The 20024-nt window shown below is 71.8% G+C and carries 17 protein-coding genes, 1 tRNA gene and 1 pseudogene; 9 read left to right on the top strand and 10 right to left on the bottom strand.

Going from position 1 to position 20024, the window contains the following annotated elements; genetic code table 11:
- The first annotated feature begins 87 nt into the window (after positions 1 to 87).
- The gene (locus tag ABZU52_RS01090; protein ID WP_354969069.1) at positions 88 to 429 is read left to right on the top strand and encodes a hypothetical protein; all 342 of its coding nucleotides are present in this window, start codon (positions 88 to 90) and stop codon (positions 427 to 429) included.
- On the opposite strand, the gene ABZU52_RS01085 is transcribed toward ABZU52_RS01090, so the two are convergent.
- The 7 genes from ABZU52_RS01085 to ABZU52_RS01055 form a co-directional block, all read right to left on the bottom strand.
- On the bottom strand, positions 416 to 1912 hold the full coding sequence (locus tag ABZU52_RS01085) for a serine/threonine-protein kinase (protein WP_354969068.1): 1497 nt from the start codon (positions 1910 to 1912) through the stop codon (positions 416 to 418). The two genes, ABZU52_RS01090 and ABZU52_RS01085, sit on opposite strands and share 14 nt — an antisense overlap.
- Positions 1913 to 1942: 30 nt before the next feature.
- Positions 1943 to 2446, bottom strand: coding sequence for a hypothetical protein (locus ABZU52_RS01080; RefSeq protein ID WP_354969067.1), 504 nt, complete (start codon positions 2444 to 2446; stop codon positions 1943 to 1945).
- A gap of 228 nt (positions 2447 to 2674) precedes the next feature.
- Entirely contained in the window at positions 2675 to 6310 is a 3636-nt protein-coding gene (locus ABZU52_RS01075; RefSeq protein ID WP_354969066.1) for an adenylate/guanylate cyclase domain-containing protein, read from the bottom strand.
- Positions 6307 to 7143, bottom strand: coding sequence for an MBL fold metallo-hydrolase (locus ABZU52_RS01070; protein WP_354969065.1), 837 nt, complete (start codon positions 7141 to 7143; stop codon positions 6307 to 6309). Before ABZU52_RS01070 ends, ABZU52_RS01075 begins: the two co-directional genes overlap by 4 nt.
- Before the next feature lie 125 nt (positions 7144 to 7268).
- Positions 7269 to 7730 carry a RidA family protein gene (locus ABZU52_RS01065; protein WP_354969064.1) on the bottom strand — a complete coding sequence of 154 codons (462 nt, stop codon included), beginning with the start codon at positions 7728 to 7730 and terminating at the stop codon, positions 7269 to 7271.
- Positions 7731 to 7776: 46 nt separating this feature from the next.
- Positions 7777 to 7932 carry a DUF4177 domain-containing protein gene (locus tag ABZU52_RS01060; RefSeq protein WP_007466198.1) on the bottom strand — a complete coding sequence of 52 codons (156 nt, stop codon included), beginning with the start codon at positions 7930 to 7932 and terminating at the stop codon, positions 7777 to 7779.
- A gap of 44 nt (positions 7933 to 7976) precedes the next feature.
- Positions 7977 to 8459, bottom strand: coding sequence for a hypothetical protein (locus ABZU52_RS01055; RefSeq protein ID WP_354969063.1), 483 nt, complete (start codon positions 8457 to 8459; stop codon positions 7977 to 7979).
- Positions 8460 to 9009: 550 nt separating this feature from the next.
- On the opposite strand from ABZU52_RS01055, the pseudogene ABZU52_RS01050 reads away from it, so the two are divergent.
- The 3 genes and pseudogenes from ABZU52_RS01050 to ABZU52_RS01040 all read left to right on the top strand — a co-directional run.
- Positions 9010 to 9606: pseudogene (locus ABZU52_RS01050) on the top strand (hypothetical protein); the annotation flags it as partial.
- 26 nt (positions 9607 to 9632) lie between these two features.
- Complete coding sequence (locus tag ABZU52_RS01045) at positions 9633 to 10610, top strand: ArsA-related P-loop ATPase (protein WP_354969062.1); 978 nt, start codon at positions 9633 to 9635, stop codon at positions 10608 to 10610.
- Positions 10611 to 10663: 53 nt separating this feature from the next.
- Positions 10664 to 11815, top strand: a complete 1152-nt coding sequence (locus tag ABZU52_RS01040) for an ArsA-related P-loop ATPase (protein WP_354969061.1) — start codon at positions 10664 to 10666, stop codon at positions 11813 to 11815.
- Between the two features lie 5 nt (positions 11816 to 11820).
- On the opposite strand, the gene ABZU52_RS01035 is transcribed toward ABZU52_RS01040, so the two are convergent.
- Entirely contained in the window at positions 11821 to 12141 is a 321-nt protein-coding gene (locus tag ABZU52_RS01035; protein WP_030328078.1) for a WhiB family transcriptional regulator, read from the bottom strand.
- 407 nt (positions 12142 to 12548) lie between these two features.
- On the opposite strand from ABZU52_RS01035, the gene ABZU52_RS01030 reads away from it, so the two are divergent.
- Positions 12549 to 14981, top strand: coding sequence for a transglycosylase domain-containing protein (locus ABZU52_RS01030; RefSeq protein WP_354969060.1), 2433 nt, complete (start codon positions 12549 to 12551; stop codon positions 14979 to 14981).
- A gap of 115 nt (positions 14982 to 15096) precedes the next feature.
- Here the strand turns inward: ABZU52_RS01030 and ABZU52_RS01025 are convergent, their stop codons facing one another.
- Positions 15097 to 15552, bottom strand: coding sequence for a GatB/YqeY domain-containing protein (locus ABZU52_RS01025; RefSeq protein ID WP_354969059.1), 456 nt, complete (start codon positions 15550 to 15552; stop codon positions 15097 to 15099).
- 25 nt (positions 15553 to 15577) lie between these two features.
- Between ABZU52_RS01025 and ABZU52_RS01020 the strand changes: the two genes are divergently transcribed.
- The 3 genes from ABZU52_RS01020 (at position 15578) to ABZU52_RS01010 (ending at position 17750) form a co-directional block, all read left to right on the top strand.
- Entirely contained in the window at positions 15578 to 16471 is an 894-nt protein-coding gene (locus tag ABZU52_RS01020; protein WP_354969058.1) for a metallophosphoesterase, read from the top strand.
- Positions 16472 to 16684: 213 nt separating this feature from the next.
- A tRNA-Pro gene (locus ABZU52_RS01015) sits at positions 16685 to 16761 on the top strand.
- A gap of 164 nt (positions 16762 to 16925) precedes the next feature.
- The gene (locus ABZU52_RS01010; RefSeq protein WP_354969057.1) at positions 16926 to 17750 is read left to right on the top strand and encodes a class I SAM-dependent methyltransferase; all 825 of its coding nucleotides are present in this window, start codon (positions 16926 to 16928) and stop codon (positions 17748 to 17750) included.
- Between the two features lie 141 nt (positions 17751 to 17891).
- Here ABZU52_RS01010 and ABZU52_RS01005 read toward each other — a convergent pair whose 3' ends face one another.
- Positions 17892 to 18365 carry a hypothetical protein gene (locus tag ABZU52_RS01005; RefSeq protein WP_354969056.1) on the bottom strand — a complete coding sequence of 158 codons (474 nt, stop codon included), beginning with the start codon at positions 18363 to 18365 and terminating at the stop codon, positions 17892 to 17894.
- A 149-nt stretch (positions 18366 to 18514) separates the two neighbouring features.
- Between ABZU52_RS01005 and ABZU52_RS01000 the strand changes: the two genes are divergently transcribed.
- Positions 18515 to 19798, top strand: a complete 1284-nt coding sequence (locus tag ABZU52_RS01000) for an MFS transporter (RefSeq protein WP_354969055.1) — start codon at positions 18515 to 18517, stop codon at positions 19796 to 19798.
- Positions 19799 to 20024 lie beyond the last annotated feature (226 nt).

The following is a 20024-nucleotide window of genomic DNA, read 5'->3' as shown; positions in this document are numbered from 1 at the left end:
GCCGGACGGGTCGCTCGAATCGACGTCAATCGGCGCGGCGGCCGGCTCTGCGGTTGACAGCGGGCCTCGTCGCGACATGCTGGACGGGTGAGCCGACTGTCCAGACCCGATGCCCGCACAATGGCGGTGCTCGCTGCGCTGGGAGCCCTTGCGCCGCTGGTCATACTGCTCGTGTGGCGCCGACAGGATCTCCTCGGCGTGGTTCTCGCGCTGCTCTGCGTGCTGATGACCATGGTCACCGGGGTCGCGGTCTCCGCCGCTCGTCAGGTCGACGATCCGGAGCCGGCGGACCGGTCGGCAGCCTTCGGGCCGCCCGAGCTGATGCCGTACGGGATCGACGCGGACACCCTCGACGCGCTGGACAGCCGGGACGCGCTGCGTGCGGTGCGTGACCGTCGACGCGGGTCGAACGGGCTCAGCGGCCGGTGAGCGTGGGCGCGGTGAGCGCGTCCACGCCGCGCCCCGCCAGACACCGGTAGGTCCGGTCGATGCTGCCGTCGACAGGTGGCAGCACCTCCAGGTGCCAGCCGGTCGCCTCGGCGATGCCAGTGGTCAGCCGGAACGTGGTGGCGCTGCACACCTGGCGTACCGGCTCAGCGGCGACCACCTCGTCGTAGTCGGCACCGACCAGCGACACCGGCAGGATGCCCTCGGCGTACGTCTCCCAGGTGTGTCGGCCGGCGCAGGACAGCCGAGCCGCCTCGGCGCGACTGCCGCGGATCCGCACCGGGCCGAAGCACTCCAGCTCGGGCAGGCACCGGGCACCCTCGGGCAGCGCGGTGGGCGCACCGCTGCCGGTCGCACAGCCGGGCAGCGGACCGGTCGCCGGCGCGGCGATCTGGGTCGCCGACGGGTACGGGGTGGGTGGTGGCGCCCGGTCGGCGACCCAGGCCCCGGCGGTCGCGGAGGCGGCGAGCGCCAGCACCCCGGCGCCGCCGAAGAGCCAGCGCCGCCAACGTTGCCCGACGGGCACCGTTCGCTGGGTGTCCTCGATGGGCGGGCGGGGCACCGGCTGGCTGGCCGCGTACGGGCCGGAGAGCGTCGCGGCACCGCTGACCGGAGCGCCGCTGACCGGTGCCGCCGGCGAGCCGAGTGGCAGGTTGGCGAGCAGGTCGTGCAACTCCAGGGCGGAGGGACGTTCGGCCGGGTCGTTGGCCATGCCGGCGCGCAGCACGTCGATCAGCTCGTCCGGCACCCCGGGTAGGGCGGGGAGCGGCTGGTTGAACATCTCCAGCACGGTGACCAGGCTCGGGTTGCGCTCGGACTGCCAGCGCGGCGGCCGACCGTGCATCACCGCGTAGAGGGTGGCGCAGAGCGCGTACACGTCGACGGCCGGCGACGGCGGGCTGTGGCTGAACATCTCCGGCGGCGCGTACGCCGGAGTGAGCACCTCCAGGGTGACCGAGGCGTCCCGGTGTTCGGCGAGGACGGCGAGCCCGAAGTCGGCCAGCACCGCCGAGTTGAAGTGCGAGTACAGGATGTTGGCCGGTTTCACGTCCCGGTGCAGCACCCCGGCGGCGTGCGAGTGGGCCAGCGCGTCCGCGATCTTGATGCCGAGGTCGCGGGCCTCCACCGGGCCCAGCGGCGAGGTGCGCATCCGTTCCGCGTACGAGCCGTCGCAGAGCTCCATGATCAGGTAGGGGTGCTGATCGACGGTGACCCCCACGTCGAAGAGGTCCACCACGTGCGGGTGTGACGACATCCGGCCGGCCGCCCGCGCCTCGCGCAGGAAGCGGGCCTGATCGCGCTCGCTGTCCAGCGTCCGGTTCTCCACCTTGACGGCGACCTCGCGACCCACCGAGATCTGGGTGGCCTGGTAGACGGTCGCGTACCCGCCCCGGGCAAAGACCCGCAAATCAGTCAGGCCGGGCACGATCGGCACTGGTGGGCCGCCGGTCGGGTTGTCGGTCACCGCTCGAAAATACCCAACCCGACCGATGGCTCAGCGCACCGCGTCCGTCGGAGCCGCACCGGCGGGACCGGTACCCTCCTCGGCGACCGCAGCCGTCCCGGCACCCTCGGACGATCCGACCCCACCGGCCGGGATGCCCCGACGGGCATCCAGCCACAGACCGATGGCGGTGGCCACGGCTCCCAGCCCTTCCCACGCCGCCACCCCGAAGAACCGGTCGGGCGCGATGTCGGCCAGCACCGCGATGGTGAACACGGTGAACGTGACCAGCCGGAAGACCACGGTGAACCGGTAGAACACCCGCCACTCGGTCACCGTGGCGAGCAGGTAGTAGACGCCCATGTTGAAGGCCGCCATCGAGGACGCCAGCAGGAACGTCCCGGTGTGGTCACCGACGGCCCGGGTCGCCGGCACCTCGAACCCGAGCATGCGCAGCTGCGCCTCCGGCCAGAGCAGCCCCACCGCGCCCATCACCAGCGCCAACACGCCGAAGACCGCGATGGTCCAGCCCGCGATGGATCGCGGCAGCTTCATGAAGGGCCTCCCCAGGCACGGCGACGGTCACCACTGTGGACCCGTACGCGGTGGTGACACGCTAGCCGCTCACCCCGACCACCACATCCCCAGAACCGCCAAAACCTGCCCCCCAACCCCCCACCCCCGACCCACCCCCACCCAGACCTGCTGATCATGAAGTTATTGCCACGACACGCCGACGCGCAGGGCAATAACTTCATGATCAACGGCAGGGGGGTGGCGCGGTTAGAGCAGGGCGGTCAGGCGGGTGTGCAGGGCGTCGGCTGCGGCTCGTTCGCTGCGCTGCTCGGTCGCGTACGCCAGGCGGACCGCCTCCCGCGCACAGGACAGCGCCTCCTCCGGGCGCTCGCAGGCGGCCAACGCCTCGGCCAGCACCCTCGCCGCGATCACCTGGCTGCGCACGTCCTCGGCCGGAGCGGTGACCGCTCGGCGAGCCCAGTCCAACGCCTGCTCCCGCTGACCGTGCGCGAGCAGCGCCGCAGCGTACTGCGCCATCGTCTGGCGGCGGGAGAAGAGCAGCGAGGGCGCGTTCGCGGCGGCCGTCGCCACCGGGGCGAGCAGCCCGACCGCGGTCGCCGAGTCACCGGCGGCGAGCCGGGCCGTCGCCAGCAACACCCGGGGCGCCACCTGCGCCGGGGCCTGCGGGTTGTGCGGCTCCACAGCGGTCAGCACCCCGCGGGCCATCCGCTCGGCCGTCTCACAGTCACCCATGTCCAACGCGACGAAGCCGCGCAGTGTCCCGGCCATCCCGGTGAGCAGCGGATGCGAGGTGCGCTCCGCGTACGCCAGGGCGTCGGTGAGCAGGTCCGCCGCGTGCTCCGGCTCGCCCAACCCGCGCGCCACCACCGCCCGGACCACCAGGGCGAACCCGCGCCCCCAGTCGTCGGAGGCGGCGGCGAACTCCCGGTACGCCCGCCGGGCCTCCCGGTCCGCCTCGGCCAGGTCACCCAGCTCGGCAGTGGCGAACGCCGCCACCGCACGCAACGTGCCCACCGCCCACGCCTCACCGACCCGCTCGCCGAACGGCAGGAACACCTGCGCCATCCGACACGCCTCGCGCAGTCGGCCGGCGAGCAGCCGGGCGAACGCCGTGGTGCCGCGCAGCCAGGCCCGCCCGTACGGGTCCTTCAGCTCGGCGAAGAGCCGGGCGGCCCGGCCGAGCACCGCATCGGTGCCGGCGAAGTCACCCCGGGTGGTGGTCACCCAGGCCAGGTTCTGCAACGACCACGCCTGCCCGCGCCGGTCCTGCGCGCTCAGGCTGACCTGGTACGCGGCCGCCAACCGGCTGCTCGCCTGGCTCAGCCGCCCGGCCACGAAGTCGGCCATGCCGAGCCGGCGCATCGCGGTGGCACGCTGGGTGGGCAGCCGGCCCTCGGTGGCCACCTGCAACGCCTCCTGCCAGGCGGTCACCGCCCGGCCCTGATCGCCGAGGGTCTCCTGGGCCTGCCCCGCCAGCAGCAGAGCACTGACCCGGGTGGCCTCGTCGCCCGCGTTCGCGGCGATCTTCTCGGCGTACGCCAACGCGTCGGAGACCCGGCCGACCTGGAGCAACGCCCGGGCGTGCACCACCTGATCGGCTGCCGGCACACCGTCGCGGGCCAGTTCGGTGGCGCGCTCGGCGTACTCGACGGCCATTGCCGGCTCACCGGCGGAGAGCGACCGGCGGGCGGCTCGACCGAGCGCGGCGATGCCGAGCGGAACCACCGCGCGGGCAGCCGCGTCCGGACGCAGCTTCACCGCGTCGGCGAGCCTGGCGGCCCGCTCGACGTGCGTCGCCACGAAGTCGTCCCGGGCCTCGGCGGTGAAGCCGCCCACCGTGCTGGCGGTGGCCTCGTGGGTCGGCGCCGCCCAGCGGGCCAGCGCGGCGTGCCGCTCGGCCAACTCGGCCTTGCTCACCCCGGCGTACGCGGCCTCCCGCATGAGCGGTGTCGCGAACGAGTAGCCGGTACGCGATCGGTGCAGCATCCGGCGTTGCAGCAACTCCTCGACCGCCCGGTCGAGTTCGACGGCGACCACGGCCGACGGCCGGCCGTCGCGCCCGCCGCGCTGCTCCCGCATCGCCTCCAGCGCGCCGGTCGGCACCGTGTCACCGGTGACCGCCGCGTCGCGCAGCACCGACCGGGCGTCCGGCGGCAGCGCGTCGATGCGGGCCGCCAGCACGGCGGCGAGGTCCCGGGAGAGCAGCCGGCTGCCCAGCGAACCCGGCACCAACCGCCAACTGGTCGACCCGCCCTGCTCCCGCTCGCCGGAGCCGGGCCGTTCCGCGGCGGCACCGCCAGCACGGACCGATTCCGTGGTGAGCGCCCCCCGCTCGATCAGCAGGGTGACCAACTCGGCCAGGTAGAACGGATTGCCCTGCGCGGTGGCGAGCAACCGGTCGGCGTCGGCCTGCGGCAGCTTGCCACCGCCGAGGTAACTGGTGAGCAGCCGGGCCGCGTCGGCGCCGCGCAGCGGCGGCAGCGAGTGCACCTCGGCGTCCGCGACCCGGGTCAGCGCGCCAGCGGTACGCACCAACTCGGGGCGGCCGAGCAGCAGCGCCAGCACCGGGCCGCTGAGCCTGGACAGGGTCAACCCGAGGGCGCTGATCGTCTCGGCGGTGGCATCGTGCAGGTCGTCCACCACGATCACCAGCGGCGCCTCCGAGGCGAGTCCGCTGAGCAGGTCGGCGACCGCGTTCGGCACCACCTCGGCATCCGCGGCCGGCGTGCCCGATCCGCCCCACTCGCCGCTGTCGGTGCCACCGTGTGCCGGCAGTTCGGCGTAGCCGAGCAGGGCGAGCAGCTGCTCGGTGGCGATCGGCGCGGTCTCCGCAGCCGAGCGGGCGAGCCGCTGCCCGAGCCGGCGCAGCCGCTCCTCCACCGCCGGACGGGCCAACGCGGTGGACGCGTCGCTGGGCAGACCGACAGCGGCCCGCACCAGGTCGGCCAGGGGTGCGAGCCGTCGCCGCTCCCCGAACGCGGCACAGCGCACCGAGAGCACCCGGGCCCCGGTGTGCGCCGCGTACCGGCCAGAGCCGACGTCGTACCCGGCGGCGAGGCGCTCCACCTCGGCGGCGAACCGGGACTTGCCGATGCCCGCCTCGGCGGTCATCAGCAGCACCCGTGGGTCACCCTGGTCGATCACCTCGGCGAGCCGGCCGGCGACCCGGCCGATCTCCGTCTCCCGGCCGACGTACGGCGCCTCGTCGCCGAGCCCCGACCGGGTGCCCGGCGCGTCCAGCAGACCCAGCAGCTCGTACGCCTCGACCGGCTCACGTTTGCCCTTGAGCCGCAGCGGACGCAGCGCTCGCCAGGAGGAGACGTGCCTGGTGGCGGCGGCGGTGCGGGCACCGGCGTAGACGGCCCCGACGGCGGCGGCGTCGGCGAGCCGGGCCGCGGTGTTCACCGTGTCGCCGATGACCGTGTACTCGATGGCCGCCTGGATGCCCGCGATGACGTCGCCGGTGTTCAGCCCGACCCGCAGCCCGAGCGGCGCGCCGCCGCCCCGCTCGTCGTCGAGCACCCGGCGGACGGCCCGCTGCATGGACAGGGCGGCCCGGACAGCGCGTTCGGCGTCGTCCTCGTGCGCCACCGGGGCGCCGAAGACCGCCATGATGCCGTCACCGGTCAGCTTGTCGACGTGCCCGCCGAACGTCTTCACCGCGCCGGCGAGGGCGGCCAGCACCCGGTCGGTGACCGCGCCGACCCGTTCCGGGTCGAGGTCCTCCGACCAGGAGGTGAACTCGGAGAGGTCACCGAAGAGCACAGTCACCACCCGGCGCTCGGCCGCCGGCAACGTGGCGGCGGCCGGCAGCGCGGCGCCACAGTTGTGGCAGAACCGCGCGCCGGGAACGGCAACGGTTCCACACACGGGGCAGGTCACGTGTGCTCCAACCCACTGACCCCGGGCGCGGATTCCCCGGTGCCGACGCCCAGATACTCCAGCTGGGCACGGACCGACCACTCGGCCGCCCACCAGAGCGAGCGGTCCACGTCCGCGTAGACCGTCGCCACCACGTCGGCGGGGGTGTGGGCGCCGGCGGCGACCGCCACCCGGACCTGGTCCAGCCGGGCCCGGCGGTGGGCGAGGTAGAAGTCGGCGGCGGCGGCGCAGTCGGCCAGCGCCGGGCCGTGCCCGGGCAGCGCCGGGATTCTCCGGTACGCGGACAGCAGCTCCAGGCTGCTCAGGTAGTCACCGAGGTGCCCGTCGGGGTGGGCGACCACGGTGGTGCCCCGGCCGAGGATGGTGTCCCCGGTCAGCACCACGCTCTCGCCGTCGTGCTCGACCAGGAAGCAGACCGAGTCGGCGGTGTGCCCCGGCGTGGCCAGCAGGCGGATCGCCAGGCCGAAGTCACCGAGACGCTCGCCCGACTCGGTCAGCGGCGCGGCACCGATGGTGTGCGCCGGGTCGACCGCGAGGACGGGCACCCCGCCGAGCAGCTCGCTCAGCCGGGCGGCGCCCTCGGTGTGGTCGGGGTGGCCATGGGTGATCAGGATCAGCCCGACCGGCCCGTGCTCGGCGATCCGGGTCAAATGCCCCTCGTCCGCCGGCCCCGGGTCGACCACGATGGCGTGCTCGGCTGCCGGGGCGCGCAGCACCCAGGTGTTGGTGCCGTCGAGGGTCATCGGCCCGGGGTTCGGCGCACGCAGCAGGGAAACCCAGCGGGGCAGTTCGTCGGCAAGCGCCGCCACCGCCCCCGTCACGTGCCCGCTCATGGCTGCGATCGTACGACCCCGCCCGCCACACCCCACGATCTTGCACTTGCTGCTGCTGATTCATACCGCTTCACGGCATTCGTCGCGACAGGAAGTGCAAGATCGCGGGGGTGGTCAGGGCTGGGTCAGGCGACCTCGACGATCAGTTCGATCTCCACCGGGGCGTCCAGGGGCAGCTCTGCCACGCCCACCGCGCTGCGGGCGTGCCGGCCGGCCTCGCCGAAGACGGTGCCGAGGAGATCGGAGGCGCCGTTGATCACGGCGGGTTGACCGGTGAAGCCGGGCGCGGAGGCCACGAACCCGGTCACCTTGACCACCTTGACCACGTTCTCCAAGCCGACCAGCGAGTCGACCGCGGCCAGCGCGTTGAGCGCGCACCGCTGGGCCAGATCCTTCGCCTGCTCGGCGGAGATCCCGGCGCCGACCTTGCCGGTGGCGAGCAGCTTGCCCTCGGCCATCGGCAACTGGCCGGACACGTACACGTGCTGCCCGGACTGCACGGCCGGGACGTAGCTGGCCACCGGCGGCACGACCTCGGGCAGTTCGAGACCCAGCTCGGCGAGCTTCGCGTGCGGACCGTTGCTCACTGCGCCACCCCGTTGTTCGCGACCGCGGAGCTCCGCTTCGCCGCACTCACGCCTTCGGCCGCTTCAGGTAGGCGACCAGCTGATCCGGATTCGGGCCGGGGACCACGGCGACGAGCTCCCACCCGTCCTCGCCCCAGTTGTCGAGGATCTGCTTGGTCGCGTGGACCAGCAGCGGGACCGTGGAGTATTCCCACTTCTGCATCGCTGAAGGGCTCCCTCTCGGTGCGGAATTGTTCGAGGGACAGCCTACGGTCCGCTGGCCGGGCGAGGTACGGGACGCTGCTCCGGCGCGGCCGGCAACTCCCCGCAGCGACCTTCGTGTTCGTACCTCTGGGGGCAGCGGGACCGGTCGGGCAGCAGCAGGTCACAGAAGACCCGGTGGCGGTTGTTCTGATCATCGGCGTTGGACACGGTGGTCTCGCCGGCGTCCAACTCGGGCAGGAAGCCCAGGGACACCGCGACCCGACTGGCCAGCACCGTCGCCGCCGCCAGATTCGAAACCCGGATCGGCAGGTGGATCACGAAGCCCGGCTCGTCGTCGTCGCGGGTCCGCTCGGCGGGCGGGCTCGGCACCCGGGCCGCCTCCGTCTGGTCCGGCATCCGGCGGTACGACCGTTCGTTGATCGGCTGGTTGGTGACCTGCCCGCCGGCCTCGACCAGGGACCCGGGCCGGCGGGGCCGGTCGTTCGTCGGGAACTGGGTGCGAGGGATGTTCTCCGCGTCGCGCATGCACTGCCTCCGGTCGTACCTCTCGGACCATACTTCCGGCCCGGACCCATTCGTCCGTTCCGGCCCCCGCACGGGACGAAGGTAGGTCTGCGGCCGCAGTCCCGCCAACAGGACGCGCACAAGAGGCCACTAACAGTCATATATGCGACACACCGCAGGTCGGGGGCCCGACACCCAATTCGAGCCGGGTACCACCAGCGGATCGCTGGAGCGGTGCGGCACGGCCGCGGAGACACGATCCGGTCATCGACCGCTACCCTTCCGGTCGGACGGTCGCGCAGCGCCCGGCCGCCCGCTCGATCACGCTCGGCGCCAGGGGTGGCGGCGGGCGCCGCACCCCTGGGGGAACGACATGACCCACCCGCCCAGCGGCGACCAGGCCGGCACACCCGCTCACCCGCCGGCCCACCCGGATCCCGCCGGTCAGCCCCGCACGCCAGCCATCCCCAGTCAACCAACCCCCGCCGCGCCGCCCGGGCAGCTCGCCCTCCCGGCATCCCCCGCCCAGCCGGCGCTCCCCGCCGACCCGACCGCACCGGCCTTTGCCGGGCAGCCAGCCTTCTCCGGGCAGCCCAGCGGGCAGCCGGAAGGACCCGGCGGCCCCACCTCGGCCGCCGCACCGACACCGCCGGGCACCCCGAATCCCTCGTCGATCCCCCCACCCCCGCCGGCCTACCCGCCCTACCCGGGCACGGCCGGGCCGAAGAAGAAGCGCGGCCTGCTGATCGCCGCGATCGCCCTGGTCGTGATCATGGTGCTCTGCGTGGGCGGCGGGGTGGTGGCCTTCCTGACCCTGCGCAATGCCGAGACCGGCGAGGGCGCCAAGGAGCCGACGGTCGCCGTCGACGAGTTCCTCACCGCGGTCTACAAGGATCGCGACGCGACCAAGGCGGCCACTCGCGTCTGCGCCGCCTCCCGTGACGACGACAAGATCGCCGCGAAGGTGGCCGAGGTGGAGAAGTACGCCTCCACCTACCAGAACCCGCGCTTCCGGTGGACCACCCCGAAGGTGGACAACCAGACCGGGGATCGGGCCACCGTCTCCACCCGGCTCACCATGACCACCGCCGACGAGAAGGTGGCCGACCAGGAGTTGCGCTTCACTGTGGTGCAGAAGACGGGTTGGTGGGTCTGCGAGGTCGCGTGACCGCCCAGCCTGGATAGGCTCGACGGGTGTGTGCAGCTGAGCGTCCGATCGACCCGGCCGGAACCGGATGGCCCGCCCGTCTCCACGTGGTGACCGGCAAGGGCGGCACCGGTAAGACCAGCGTGGCGGCCGCGTTGGCCCTCGCGCTCGCCGCTGGTGGCCGGCGCACCCTGCTGGTCGAGGTCGAGGGGCGGCAGGGCATCGCCCAGCTGTTCGGCATCGACCCGCTGCCCTACGAGGAGCGGCACCTCGCCGACGCGCCGGACGGCGGTGAGGTGCGCGCACTCGCGGTGGACGCCGAGGAGGCGCTGCTCGAGTACCTGGACATGTTCTACAAACTGGGCGCGGCGGGCCGGGCGCTCCGCAAGCTCGGGGCCATCGACTTCGCCACCACCATCGCGCCCGGTCTGCGCGATGTCCTGCTCACCGGCAAGGTGAAGGAGGCCACCACCCGCACCATCGGGCAGCGGCGCGCGTACGACGCGGTGGTGCTGGACGCCCCGCCGACCGGGCGGATCGGCCGGTTCCTCAACGTGACGGCGGAGACCGCCCGGCTGGCCAAGGTGGGCCCGATCAAGACCCAGAGCGAGGGGGTCGCCGCGTTGCTGCGCTCCCCGATGACCGCGGTGCACGTGGTCACGCTGCTGGAGGAGATGCCGATCCAGGAGACGGTCGACGCGATCGCCGACCTGACCGCCCTCGGCTTCGGCATCGGCAAGGTGCTCGTCAACGGTGTCCGACCTCCACTGCTCGCCGGGCCGGTGGTCACCGCCGCGGAGTTGCAGCGCGGGCTGGTCGCCGCCGGGCTGCCGGCCGATCGGGACATCGTGGCCGGGCTGCACAACGAGGCACGTGACCAGCTCATCCGACGCGAGCTGGAGGATTCGCTCCGCGCCGACCTGGTGGAGCTGGGGCTGCCGATGATCGAGCTGCCGTTGCTGCCCGACGGGGTGGATCGGGCCGGGCTCACGACGCTGGCCCAGGCCCTCGTCCGCGCCGAATGACTCACACCTGAGCGCAGCACGGGCGCGCGGACCCGCCGGCCCGATACGCTCGATTGGTGCCTTCCGAAGACGCGGCGCCGCAGCTGGACGTCGACCAGATCCTCGCCGACCCGGGCGTGCGGATCGTCGTGTGCTGCGGTGCCGGCGGAGTGGGGAAGACGACCACCGCCGCGGCGCTGGCGCTGCGGGCTGCCGAGCAGCACGGTCGGCGCACTGTGGTGCTCACCATCGACCCGGCCCGCCGGCTGGCCCAGTCGCTGGGCCTGACCGAGCTGGACAACACCCCTCGCCAGGTCAAGGGGATCGACGTCGAGAGCAGCGGCGGCGAGTTGCACGCCATGATGCTGGACATGAAGCGCACCTTCGACGACGTGGTGTTGCAGCACACCGACCCGGCGAAGGCCGCGGAGATCTTCGCGAACCCGTTCTACCAGGCGATGAGCTCGACCTTCGCCGGCACGCAGGAATACATGGCGATGGAGAAGCTGGGCCAGCTGCACGCCCGGGGCGAATGGGACCTGATCGTGGTGGACACGCCGCCGTCCCGGTCGGCACTCGACTTCCTGGACGCGCCGGCCCGACTCTCCCGCTTCCTCGACGGCCGGATGCTGCGCCTGCTGCTGGCCCCCGCGCGCACCGGCGGCCGGAGCATGTTCAGCCTGGTCACGGCCTCGTTCGGGATGTTCTCGAAGGTGGTGCAGAAGGTGCTCGGCGCGCAACTGCTCACCGACCTGTCCGGCTTCGTGGCGGCACTGGATTCGATGTTCGGTGGTTTCCGGCAGCGCGCCGAGCAGACGTACCGCATCCTGCAGGCGCGGGAGACGGCCTTTCTGCTGGTCGCGGCGCCGGAGCCGGACGCGGTCCGGGAGGCCGCCTACTTCGCCGGCCGACTGCGGGACGAGCGGATGCCGCTGGCCGGCCTGGTGCTCAACCGGGTGCACCGCCCGGCGGTCCCGCAGCTGGACGCCGAGCAGAGCCGGACAGCCGCCGAGCGGCTGACCGAGCTGGGTGGGCACGAGGCCACCGCCGACGTGCTGCGGGCGCACGCGACGCTGGCTCGCCAGGCGGTACGCGAGCAGCAGGTCGCCGCGCGCTTCACCGAGGCGTTCCCGGCCGTGCCGGCGGTTTCGGTTACGGCGCAGCCCGCCGACGTGCACGACGTCGACGGGCTACGGACGATCGGCGCGGCGATCAGCCGGCCGTGACCGCGTCAGTTGGCCGCGCTGACAAGAATCTTGTCCTTGCCGGCCTTGTCCTTGCTGTTCTTCTTCATCGCGGCCTCGAACATCTTGCGCCAGCTCGTCACCTGCGGGTGACGACGCAGTAGCGCCCGCCGTTCGCGTTCGGTCATGCCGCCCCACACACCGAACTCGATCCGGTTGTCCAGCGCGTCGGCCAGGCACTCGTACCGAACTGGGCAGCTCCGGCAGATCCGCTTCGCCACGTTCTGTTCGGCGCCCTGTACGAACAACGCGTCCGGGTCCCCGTTCTGACATGCCGCCAGTGACGGCCAGTCAGTGATCATGCCCATGTGTACACGTCCCCCCTTGCAGTACCTACCGACCTCGTCGATGCACGCCAGCCGGCAATTCCCCCCGATCGCCCGGCCTGCCTTCCCCAAGGCGGCGCGGACGACATGTGGCGCTGTCGCCGCCCTCATCATGCTCTGTAGTCGACTGATTACGCAACGTTGTCGGCTAAATCCATCATTCCGGACACTCCCGGCTTCCCGGGCCTTCGACCGCCGGTTACCCCGCCGAGGTCAGCGATAACGCTGCCCCGCCTCACTGAATCGGAGGAGACTCATGCCAGGTCACACGCAACCAAGCACCGGGGGTCGTGCGTTTAGCACAACGAGGGCAGCGCGCGCAGGAAATGGGGAAAGAACGCCCCAGCGCCCCTCGTTCCCTACTCGCGTACCCTGTCGAGGTGACCTGGATGCGGAAACGTGACCACAATGTGCTGACCAACGCCGCATCGCTAGCCGTGTGTGGCCTGCTGGCCGGCGTGGTGGTCGCTGCGGCGGCCTTCCCCGCGGTAGCGATGTCCGGCCTGGCCGCGAAGGCCGGCGCCGAGACATTCGGTGCCCTGCCCACGGAGCTGACGGTGGCCCGCGCGCCACAGATCAGCTACCTGCTGGCCTCGGACGGCAAGACACCGCTCGCGACGATGTACGACGAGAACCGACGGGACGTGAAGCTCCCCGACATCTCGCCGTACATGCAGAAGGCCATCATCGCGGCCGAGGACCATGACTTCTACAAGCACAACGGCGTCGACATCAACGGTGTCGCCCGCGCGTTCGTCAACAACCAGAGCGAAGGCTCCGGTCGGCAGGGCGCCTCGACGCTGACCATGCAGTACGTCCGGCTGGCCATCGCCTACTCGGCCACCCACCCGGCGGACGTCGTCGCGGCGACCGAGGACACCAGCGCCCGCAAGCTCCGCGAGATGCGGCTGGCCCTCCAGGTCGACAAGGAATTCTCCAAGGACGAGATCCTCACCCGCTACCTCAACCTCGCCTCGTTCGGCAACGGCGCGTACGGCATCTTCGCCGCCAGCCAGGTCTACTTCGGTAAGCCGCCGAGCAAGCTGAAGATCGAGGAAGCGGCGTTGCTGGCCGGCATGGTCAAGGCGCCGACGACGAACGATCCGACCACCGAGGCGGGTTACCCGCTCGCACTGGATCGGCGCGACTACGTCATCCAGAACATGGTCGACATCAAGGCCATCACCCAGCAGGAGGCGGACGCCGCCAAGGCGGTCAAGCTGGTGGTGAAGGACAAGCGCACTCCGAACGGCTGCGTCGCCGCGAACGTCAACGAGTGGGGCTTCTTCTGCGACTACTTCTACCGCTGGTGGATGGATCAGGAGACGTTCGGCTCGACCAGGTACGACCGTGAGCGCCGGCTGAAGAGCGGCGGCTACAACGTGGTGACCACGATCGACGTCCAGGCGCAGCGCGCCGCGGACAAGGCGGTCCGCAAGGCCAAGAGCGTGAACAGCAAGGAAGCGGCCATGGTCGCGGTGGTCGAGCCGGGCACCGGTCGGGTCCGGGCGCTCGCGGTCAACCGGCAGTTCAAGCTGGACGACCCGAAGAACCCGAAGAACAAGCTCTCCAGCGATCCGGCGAAGAGCAGGAAGAAGATCCGGGGCAACTACCCGGCGACGGTCAACCCGCTGCTCACCGGTGGGGACGGCATCACCGGTTACCAGGCCGGGTCGACGTTCAAGATATTCACCATCGTCGCGGCGCTGGAGAAGGGCATCCCGCTCAGTTACACCATCAACGCGCCGAAGCAGTTCAAGTCGGAATACATCATCCGGCCCGGCCCGGCGGCCTGCCCGGGGACCAGCTTCTACTGCCCCACCAACTCGACCGAGAGCATGGCCGGCGTCCACAACATGTGGAGCGCGTTCGGCCGGTCGGTGAACACCTTCTTCGTGCCGCTGCAACAGCAGGTCGGCGCCGAGAACGTGGTCAAGGCCGCCAAGCGGCTGGGCATCAACTTCCGGGCCCAGGAAGACCTGGACCTGGAGAAGGGTGCGCACCAGTGGGGCGCCTTCACCCTGGGCGTCTCACAGACCACCCCGCTGGACCTGGCCAACGCCTACGCCACCCTGGCCGCCGACGGCAAGTACTGCGAACCGATCCCGGTGCAGGAGATCCGCGACCCGGAGGGCAACAAGCTGGACATCGCCAACCCACGGTGCGAGAAGCGGTTCAGCACCGACGTGGCCCGCGCCGCCGTGGACGCCGCCCGCTGCCCGGTCGGTGACAGGTCGTCGTCCTCGAAGTGCGCCGGGGCCACCGCCGGCAACGTGCGCGACGACGTCGGCTACCCGGTGGCCGGCAAGTCCGGTACCACCGACTCGGAAAAGACCGCCGCCCTGGTCGCGATGACCAAGCAGTACGCGGTCGCCGGCATCATGGCCGACCCGGACTGGCCGCAGACCAACGTGAAAATGAAGCACGGGGAGAAGGACGGCATCAACCCGCCGGTCTGGGAGACGCTGCGGGACGCCATGAAGGGCAAACCGAAGATCGACTTCGAGGCGCCGGGCCAGAAGATCTCCCAGGGTGACCAGCGCAGCATCCCCGACGTGAAGTGCGTGTCGGTGGATCAGGCGAAGTCCCGGCTCAAGGGCGCCGGCTTCGAGCCGGTCGTCTCCAGCGCGAGGGTGCCGTCCTCCTGCAAGGCGGGCGACGCGGCCGGCACCAGCCCGGACGGACGCACGATCAAGGGTGGCCTGGTCACCATCGAGGTCAGCAGCGGCAGCGGCGGCACGCCGGGCAACACCGACGGCAATCCGGGCAACCCGCCCGGCAATTCACCCGGCCGACCAGGCAACGGCCGTCCGAACGGCTGAGCCGACCAGTAGCACACAACGGGCGGGCACCCTCCTCGGGTGCCCGCCCCGTTTCGTCTGTCCGGACCGGCGAGCGGCTACGACAAGCGTCCTGCCGCGCCGCTGACCCCGCTGGTCAGAGACCGAGCTGTCGGCGTACCTCGGCGGCCACCCGGCCACCCTCGGCCTGGCCCGCCACCGCGGCCTGGGCTGCCTTCATCGCCGGGCCCATCTGGGCCTTACCGGTGAAGCCGCCCGCGGCGAGCGCCCCCGACACCAGCTCGGTCAGCTCGGCGTCCGAGAGCTGCCTGGGCAGGTAGCGGTCCAACACCTCACCCTCGGCGCTCTCCTTCGCGGCCTGCTCGGCGCGGCCGGCGTCGGCGAAGGCGGTGGCCGCCTCCCGACGCTTCTTGGCTTCCTTGGTCAGCACCGCGAGCACCTCGTCATCGGTGAGCTCGCGCTTGGCCTTGCCGGCGACCTCGGCGGTGCCGACGGCGGCCAGGGCCATCCGCAGCGTGGAGGTGGTCAGCTCGTCGCGCGCCTTGAGCGCGGAACGCATGTCGGCAGTGAGGCGGTCCTTCAGCGTGCTCATGGACGGTCAAACTACCCTGAACGCCATGCGAAAGCGCACACTATTCCGGCTCGCCGCCGGAACCGCCACGGTCGGCGCGGCCACCCTCGCGTACGCGTCGCTCATCGAGCGCAACATGTTCACCCTGCGGCGGTACGACGTGCCGGTGCTCCCGGCCGACGCGGAGCCGCTGCGCGTACTGCATCTGTCGGACCTGCACATGATGCCCGACCAGGCGCGCAAGCAGCGCTGGGTGGCGTCGCTGGCCGCCCTCGACCCCGACCTGGTGGTGGTGACCGGCGACAACATGGCGCACCCCGGCGCGGTGCCCGGGGTGCTGCGGGCCCTGCAACCGCTGCTGGACTACCCGGGGGCGTTCGTTTTCGGCTCCAACGACTACACCGGGCCGGTGTTGAAGAACCCCTTCACCTACTTCCTGCCCGACCGTGAGTACACCGAGGGCGTCGAGCTGCCCTACGAGGAGCTGCGTCAGGTCTTCACCGGCGCCGGCTGGGCCGACCTCAACAACGCCCGGACCATGCTCAAGGCTGGCGGCCGACAACTCGACCTGGTCGGCGTCGACGACCCGCACATCGAACGGGACGACTACCCCTCCGTGGCCGGCGCGGTGTCCTCCTCGGCGGACCTCTCCATCGCGCTGACCCACTCACCCGAGCCACGGGTGCTCGACCAGATGGCGGCGGACGGCTTCGGGCTGCTGCTGGCCGGGCACACCCACGGTGGTCAGGTCTGCGTACCGGGCTTCGGGGCGCTGGTGACCAACTGCGGTCTGCCCCGCTCGATGGCGCAGGGTCTGCACCGGTGGCCGGGCTCGGACTCCTGGCTGCACGTCTCCGCCGGCCTCGGCACCCACCCGACCGCCCCGGTCCGCTTCGCCTGCCCCCCGGAGGCCAGCATCCTCACCCTCATTCCCCGCTGACCGCATTCGCCCCGCCGCCCTCGCTGCTCGCGTCCCGCGGCCCGCAGCCCGCTTCAAGATCCGCGCACCTTCAGGGATGTTGCTGTCTCGGCGCGTCGTGAGGCAGCAACATCCCGGAAGTTGTGCGGATCTTGGCTGCACCGGGCGGGACGAGCGGCGGGGGTACCGAGTTTGACCATCGGGGCGGGTGGGCTACTATTTGTCGGCACGCCTCGGGGTGTGGCGCAGCTTGGTAGCGCGCTTCGTTCGGGACGAAGAGGTCGTCGGTTCGAATCCGGCCACCCCGACCAGAGGTAAGAGGGCACATCCACTTGGTGGGTGTGCCCTCTGGCGTTTCCCGATCGGCCCAGTCAGCAGGGGTCGGTGCCGTCAAATAGGTGTTTCTGCGGATCCCCGGCACTCGCTCGTTTTCTAGCGTCACCGGTGACACACGATCCCTTCGAGGGGAGCACCGATGACCATCGAGATCGATCTCACCGCCGTCAAGGCCCGCCAGCAGGTGACCTGGGCCAGCGGCGACTACGGCGCGGTCGCCGCACTCATCCACCCCATCGCCGAGTCGCTGGTGGCGGCGGCGGACCTGTCGGCCGGCGCCCAGGTGCTGGACGTCGCCACCGGCACCGGCAACGCCGCCATCGCCGCCGCCCGCTGCGGCTGCGTCGTGACCGGCGTCGACTACGTACCCGAACTGTTGCAGCGGGGCCACGCCCGGGCGGCGGCGGAGCGACTGCCCGTCACGTTCGTGACCGGCGACGCGGAGCGCCTGGCGTACGACGACGGGTCGTTCGACGCGGTGCTCTCCGTGGTCGGCGTGATGTTCGCGCCGGACCAGGAGCGGGCCGCGGCGGAGCTGGTCCGGGTCTGCCGCCCTGGCGGCACGCTGGCGCTGGCATCGTGGACACCCCAGGGGTTCATCGGCGAGCTGTTCCGCACCGTGGGGCGGCACGTACCGCCACCGGCAGGGCTTCGCCCGCCGGTGCAGTGGGGCGACGAGGTACGGGTCCGCGAGTTGCTCGGCGAGTCCGTGGACGAACTGCGAGCGGTACGCCGCGAGTTCGTCTTCCGTTTCGGCGCACCGGAGGAGTTCGCCGATTTCTTCCGGGCCAACTACGGGCCGACGCTGAAGGCGTTCGAGGCCATGCCCGCCGAACAGCGACCGCAGCTGCACGCCGACCTGGTGGAGTTGGCGCGGTCGCGCAACCGGTCCACCGACGCCACCGTACGAATTCCGGCGGAGTACCTGGAGGTGGTGGCCCAGCGGACGACCACCTCCGCCTGACAGTGTGCCGGTCCGCCACGACGACGGCACGGTCAGCTACTACGCCAACTGGTACTCCTTCGAGGTGGCCGCCTCCGCCGCCTGACGCGTCGACGAGGGCGGCCATCCCACCGGGTGGCCGCCCTCGGGCACGTTGCGCTGTCAGTCCTGCCGTTCGGTGCGTTCGATCTCGGTGAACGCGGCGGCCAGGTAGTCGTCCAACGGCGCGCCCGTCACCGCCAACAGATCGGCCACGAGCAGCGGGGCGTGTCGGGCCAGCGCTGACGCGTCCGGCGGAGACTCGTCGCCGTCGGGGTCGTACACGCCCAACGCGCCGGCCAGCAGGACGAGCACCACGTGCGGGTCGAGGTCCGGACGCCAGCGCGTCGCGCCCTGCACGCAGCGGGTCAGCACCTGGCGGATGTCGTCGCCGGTCAACCCGTCCGGATGGCTCTCCTCCAGCAACAACCGGACCACCGCGCCGAGCACCAGGCCGGAACGCTCATCCGCGGCGAGCCCGCCGACCGCCTCGTCGTACGCCCGAGCGTCACGTGCCTGGGCTGCGGCGACGGCCGTCGTGGCGGTCACCGCGATGGCGCGGGCGGTAGCGGGCAGATGTCGCCAGGTGCCGGTCATCGAGCCAGCATCGCAGACCCGGCGGACACCGACCGGCCGCGATCACGGCGAGTGGATCAACGTGGGCTTGGTCACTCGGCGGTCCTGATGACCGCGAGGCGGGCCAAAACGGATCGCGCGGCGTCAGACCCACCGAACAGAATGCCGGCATGCTGCGTCGCGCCCTGCCCCGCCGTTCGGAAGCTCGCCGACTCCTGATCGGCACCCTGCTGTCGGCGATCGGGCGCGGTCTGACCCTGCCGTTCCTCTTCATCTACCTGACCGACGTACGCGGCCTCACCGACACCCGCGCCGGGCTCGTGATCGGCTGGTACGGCGTGGTCACCCTGGCCCTGTCACCGCTGGGCGGGACGCTGATCGACCGAATCGGCGCCCGCCGGGTGGTGGTGCCCTGCCTGGTGATCGAAGCGATCGGCACCGGCTCACTCGCGCTGGTTCACTCGACCGGTTCGGCCCTGCTGGTGATGACGGTGATCGCCATCGGCAGTTCGGCGATCTGGTCCGGGCAGAACACCATCCTCGCGTCGTTGACCGACGACGATGAGCGGCAACGCGTCTTCGGGCTGAACTTCGCCCTGCTCAACCTCGGCATCGGCATCGGCGGCATGACCTCCGGCGCGATCGTCGACACCGCCCGGCCCGGCACCTTCCAGACGATCTACCTGCTGGACGCGGTGACCTACCTGATGCCGGCGCTGATCCTGCTCACCCTGCCCGGCGTCGGGCACCGACTCGGCAAACGTCGAGGCGTCGACGAGCCATCACCCGGCGGCTACCTGACGGTGCTCCGTGACCGCCCGTTCCGGCGGCTGGTGATCTTCGGGCTGATCCTCACCACCTGCGGGTACGCACAGGTGGAGGTGGGCTTCGCCGCGTACGCGGTGCGGGTGGCCGAGGTGAACCCTCGGGTCGTGGCCTGGGCGCTCGCGGCCAACACCGTAATGATCGTGCTCGCCCAACTGCTCGTGATCCGCCGGATCGAAGGTCGCAGTCGCACCCGGGCGTTGGCCGTGGTGGGAGCGGTCTTCGCCGCCGCCTGGCTGGTGCTCGGCGCGGCCGGCCTGGTCAGCGGCGAGAGCGCTGTGCTGGCCGCCCTGTGCGTGGTGCTCTGCTCCGCGATCTTCGGCTTCGGCGAGACGATGCTGTCCCCGGTGATGCCCGCCCTGACCAACGCGCTGGCCACCGACGAGCTGCGCGGCCGGTACAACGCGATGAGTTCGATGATCTTCGGAATCAGCGGTGTGATCGGCCCGGTGACCGCCGGCCCGCTCATCGGCGCCGCCAACGGCATGGTCTGGGTGGCGACGGTGGTCGGTGGCTGCCTGGTCGCCTCACTGGTCGCGCTCTCCCTGCGCCGACTGCTCACCGCCGAGCAGGACGGCCTAGCGACGCCCGCCCCGGCGTCCCCCACCGCCGCGCCCGCCCACGCCTGAGCATCCCCTCCTCGAGTCACCTGACATGCCCAACCCTCGCGCGCCACACCGGGCACCGCCCGGCCCTGCCGTGTGTCCCGCACCGCCCCGCCGGCCGCCAACCGTCCCCACTACCCCCCGCACCGCGCACCGCGCACGCACCCCGCACCGCACCCCGCACCGCGCACCCACGCCCCGCTACCCCCGCAACCCGCTACCCCCGCGCCGTGCGCCCCGCGCCCCGCGC

This window comes from Micromonospora sp. NPDC005220, from assembly GCF_040607895.1.
In the GTDB taxonomy this organism is placed as follows: Bacteria; Actinomycetota; Actinomycetes; order Mycobacteriales; family Micromonosporaceae; genus Micromonospora.
This window is presented reverse-complemented; position numbering and strand designations above follow the sequence as displayed.

Excerpts from the sequence above, each read along its gene's own strand:
- ABZU52_RS01080 (WP_354969067.1), bottom strand. The coding sequence starts at position 2,446 with ATGAAGCTGCCGCGATCCATCGCGGGCTGGACCATCGCGGTCTTCGGC.
- ABZU52_RS01070 (WP_354969065.1), bottom strand. The coding sequence starts at position 7,143 with ATGAGCGGGCACGTGACGGGGGCGGTGGCGGCGCTTGCCGACGAACTG.
- ABZU52_RS01060 (WP_007466198.1), bottom strand. The coding sequence starts at position 7,932 with ATGCAGAAGTGGGAATACTCCACGGTCCCGCTGCTGGTCCACGCGACC.
- ABZU52_RS01055 (WP_354969063.1), bottom strand. The coding sequence starts at position 8,459 with ATGCGCGACGCGGAGAACATCCCTCGCACCCAGTTCCCGACGAACGAC.
- ABZU52_RS01035 (WP_030328078.1), bottom strand. The coding sequence starts at position 12,141 with ATGGGCATGATCACTGACTGGCCGTCACTGGCGGCATGTCAGAACGGG.
- ABZU52_RS01030 (WP_354969060.1), top strand. The coding sequence starts at position 12,549 with ATGCGGAAACGTGACCACAATGTGCTGACCAACGCCGCATCGCTAGCC.
- ABZU52_RS01025 (WP_354969059.1), bottom strand. The coding sequence starts at position 15,552 with ATGAGCACGCTGAAGGACCGCCTCACTGCCGACATGCGTTCCGCGCTC.
- ABZU52_RS01020 (WP_354969058.1), top strand. The coding sequence starts at position 15,578 with ATGCGAAAGCGCACACTATTCCGGCTCGCCGCCGGAACCGCCACGGTC.
- ABZU52_RS01010 (WP_354969057.1), top strand. The coding sequence starts at position 16,926 with ATGACCATCGAGATCGATCTCACCGCCGTCAAGGCCCGCCAGCAGGTG.
- ABZU52_RS01005 (WP_354969056.1), bottom strand. The coding sequence starts at position 18,365 with ATGACCGGCACCTGGCGACATCTGCCCGCTACCGCCCGCGCCATCGCG.
- ABZU52_RS01000 (WP_354969055.1), top strand. The coding sequence starts at position 18,515 with ATGCTGCGTCGCGCCCTGCCCCGCCGTTCGGAAGCTCGCCGACTCCTG.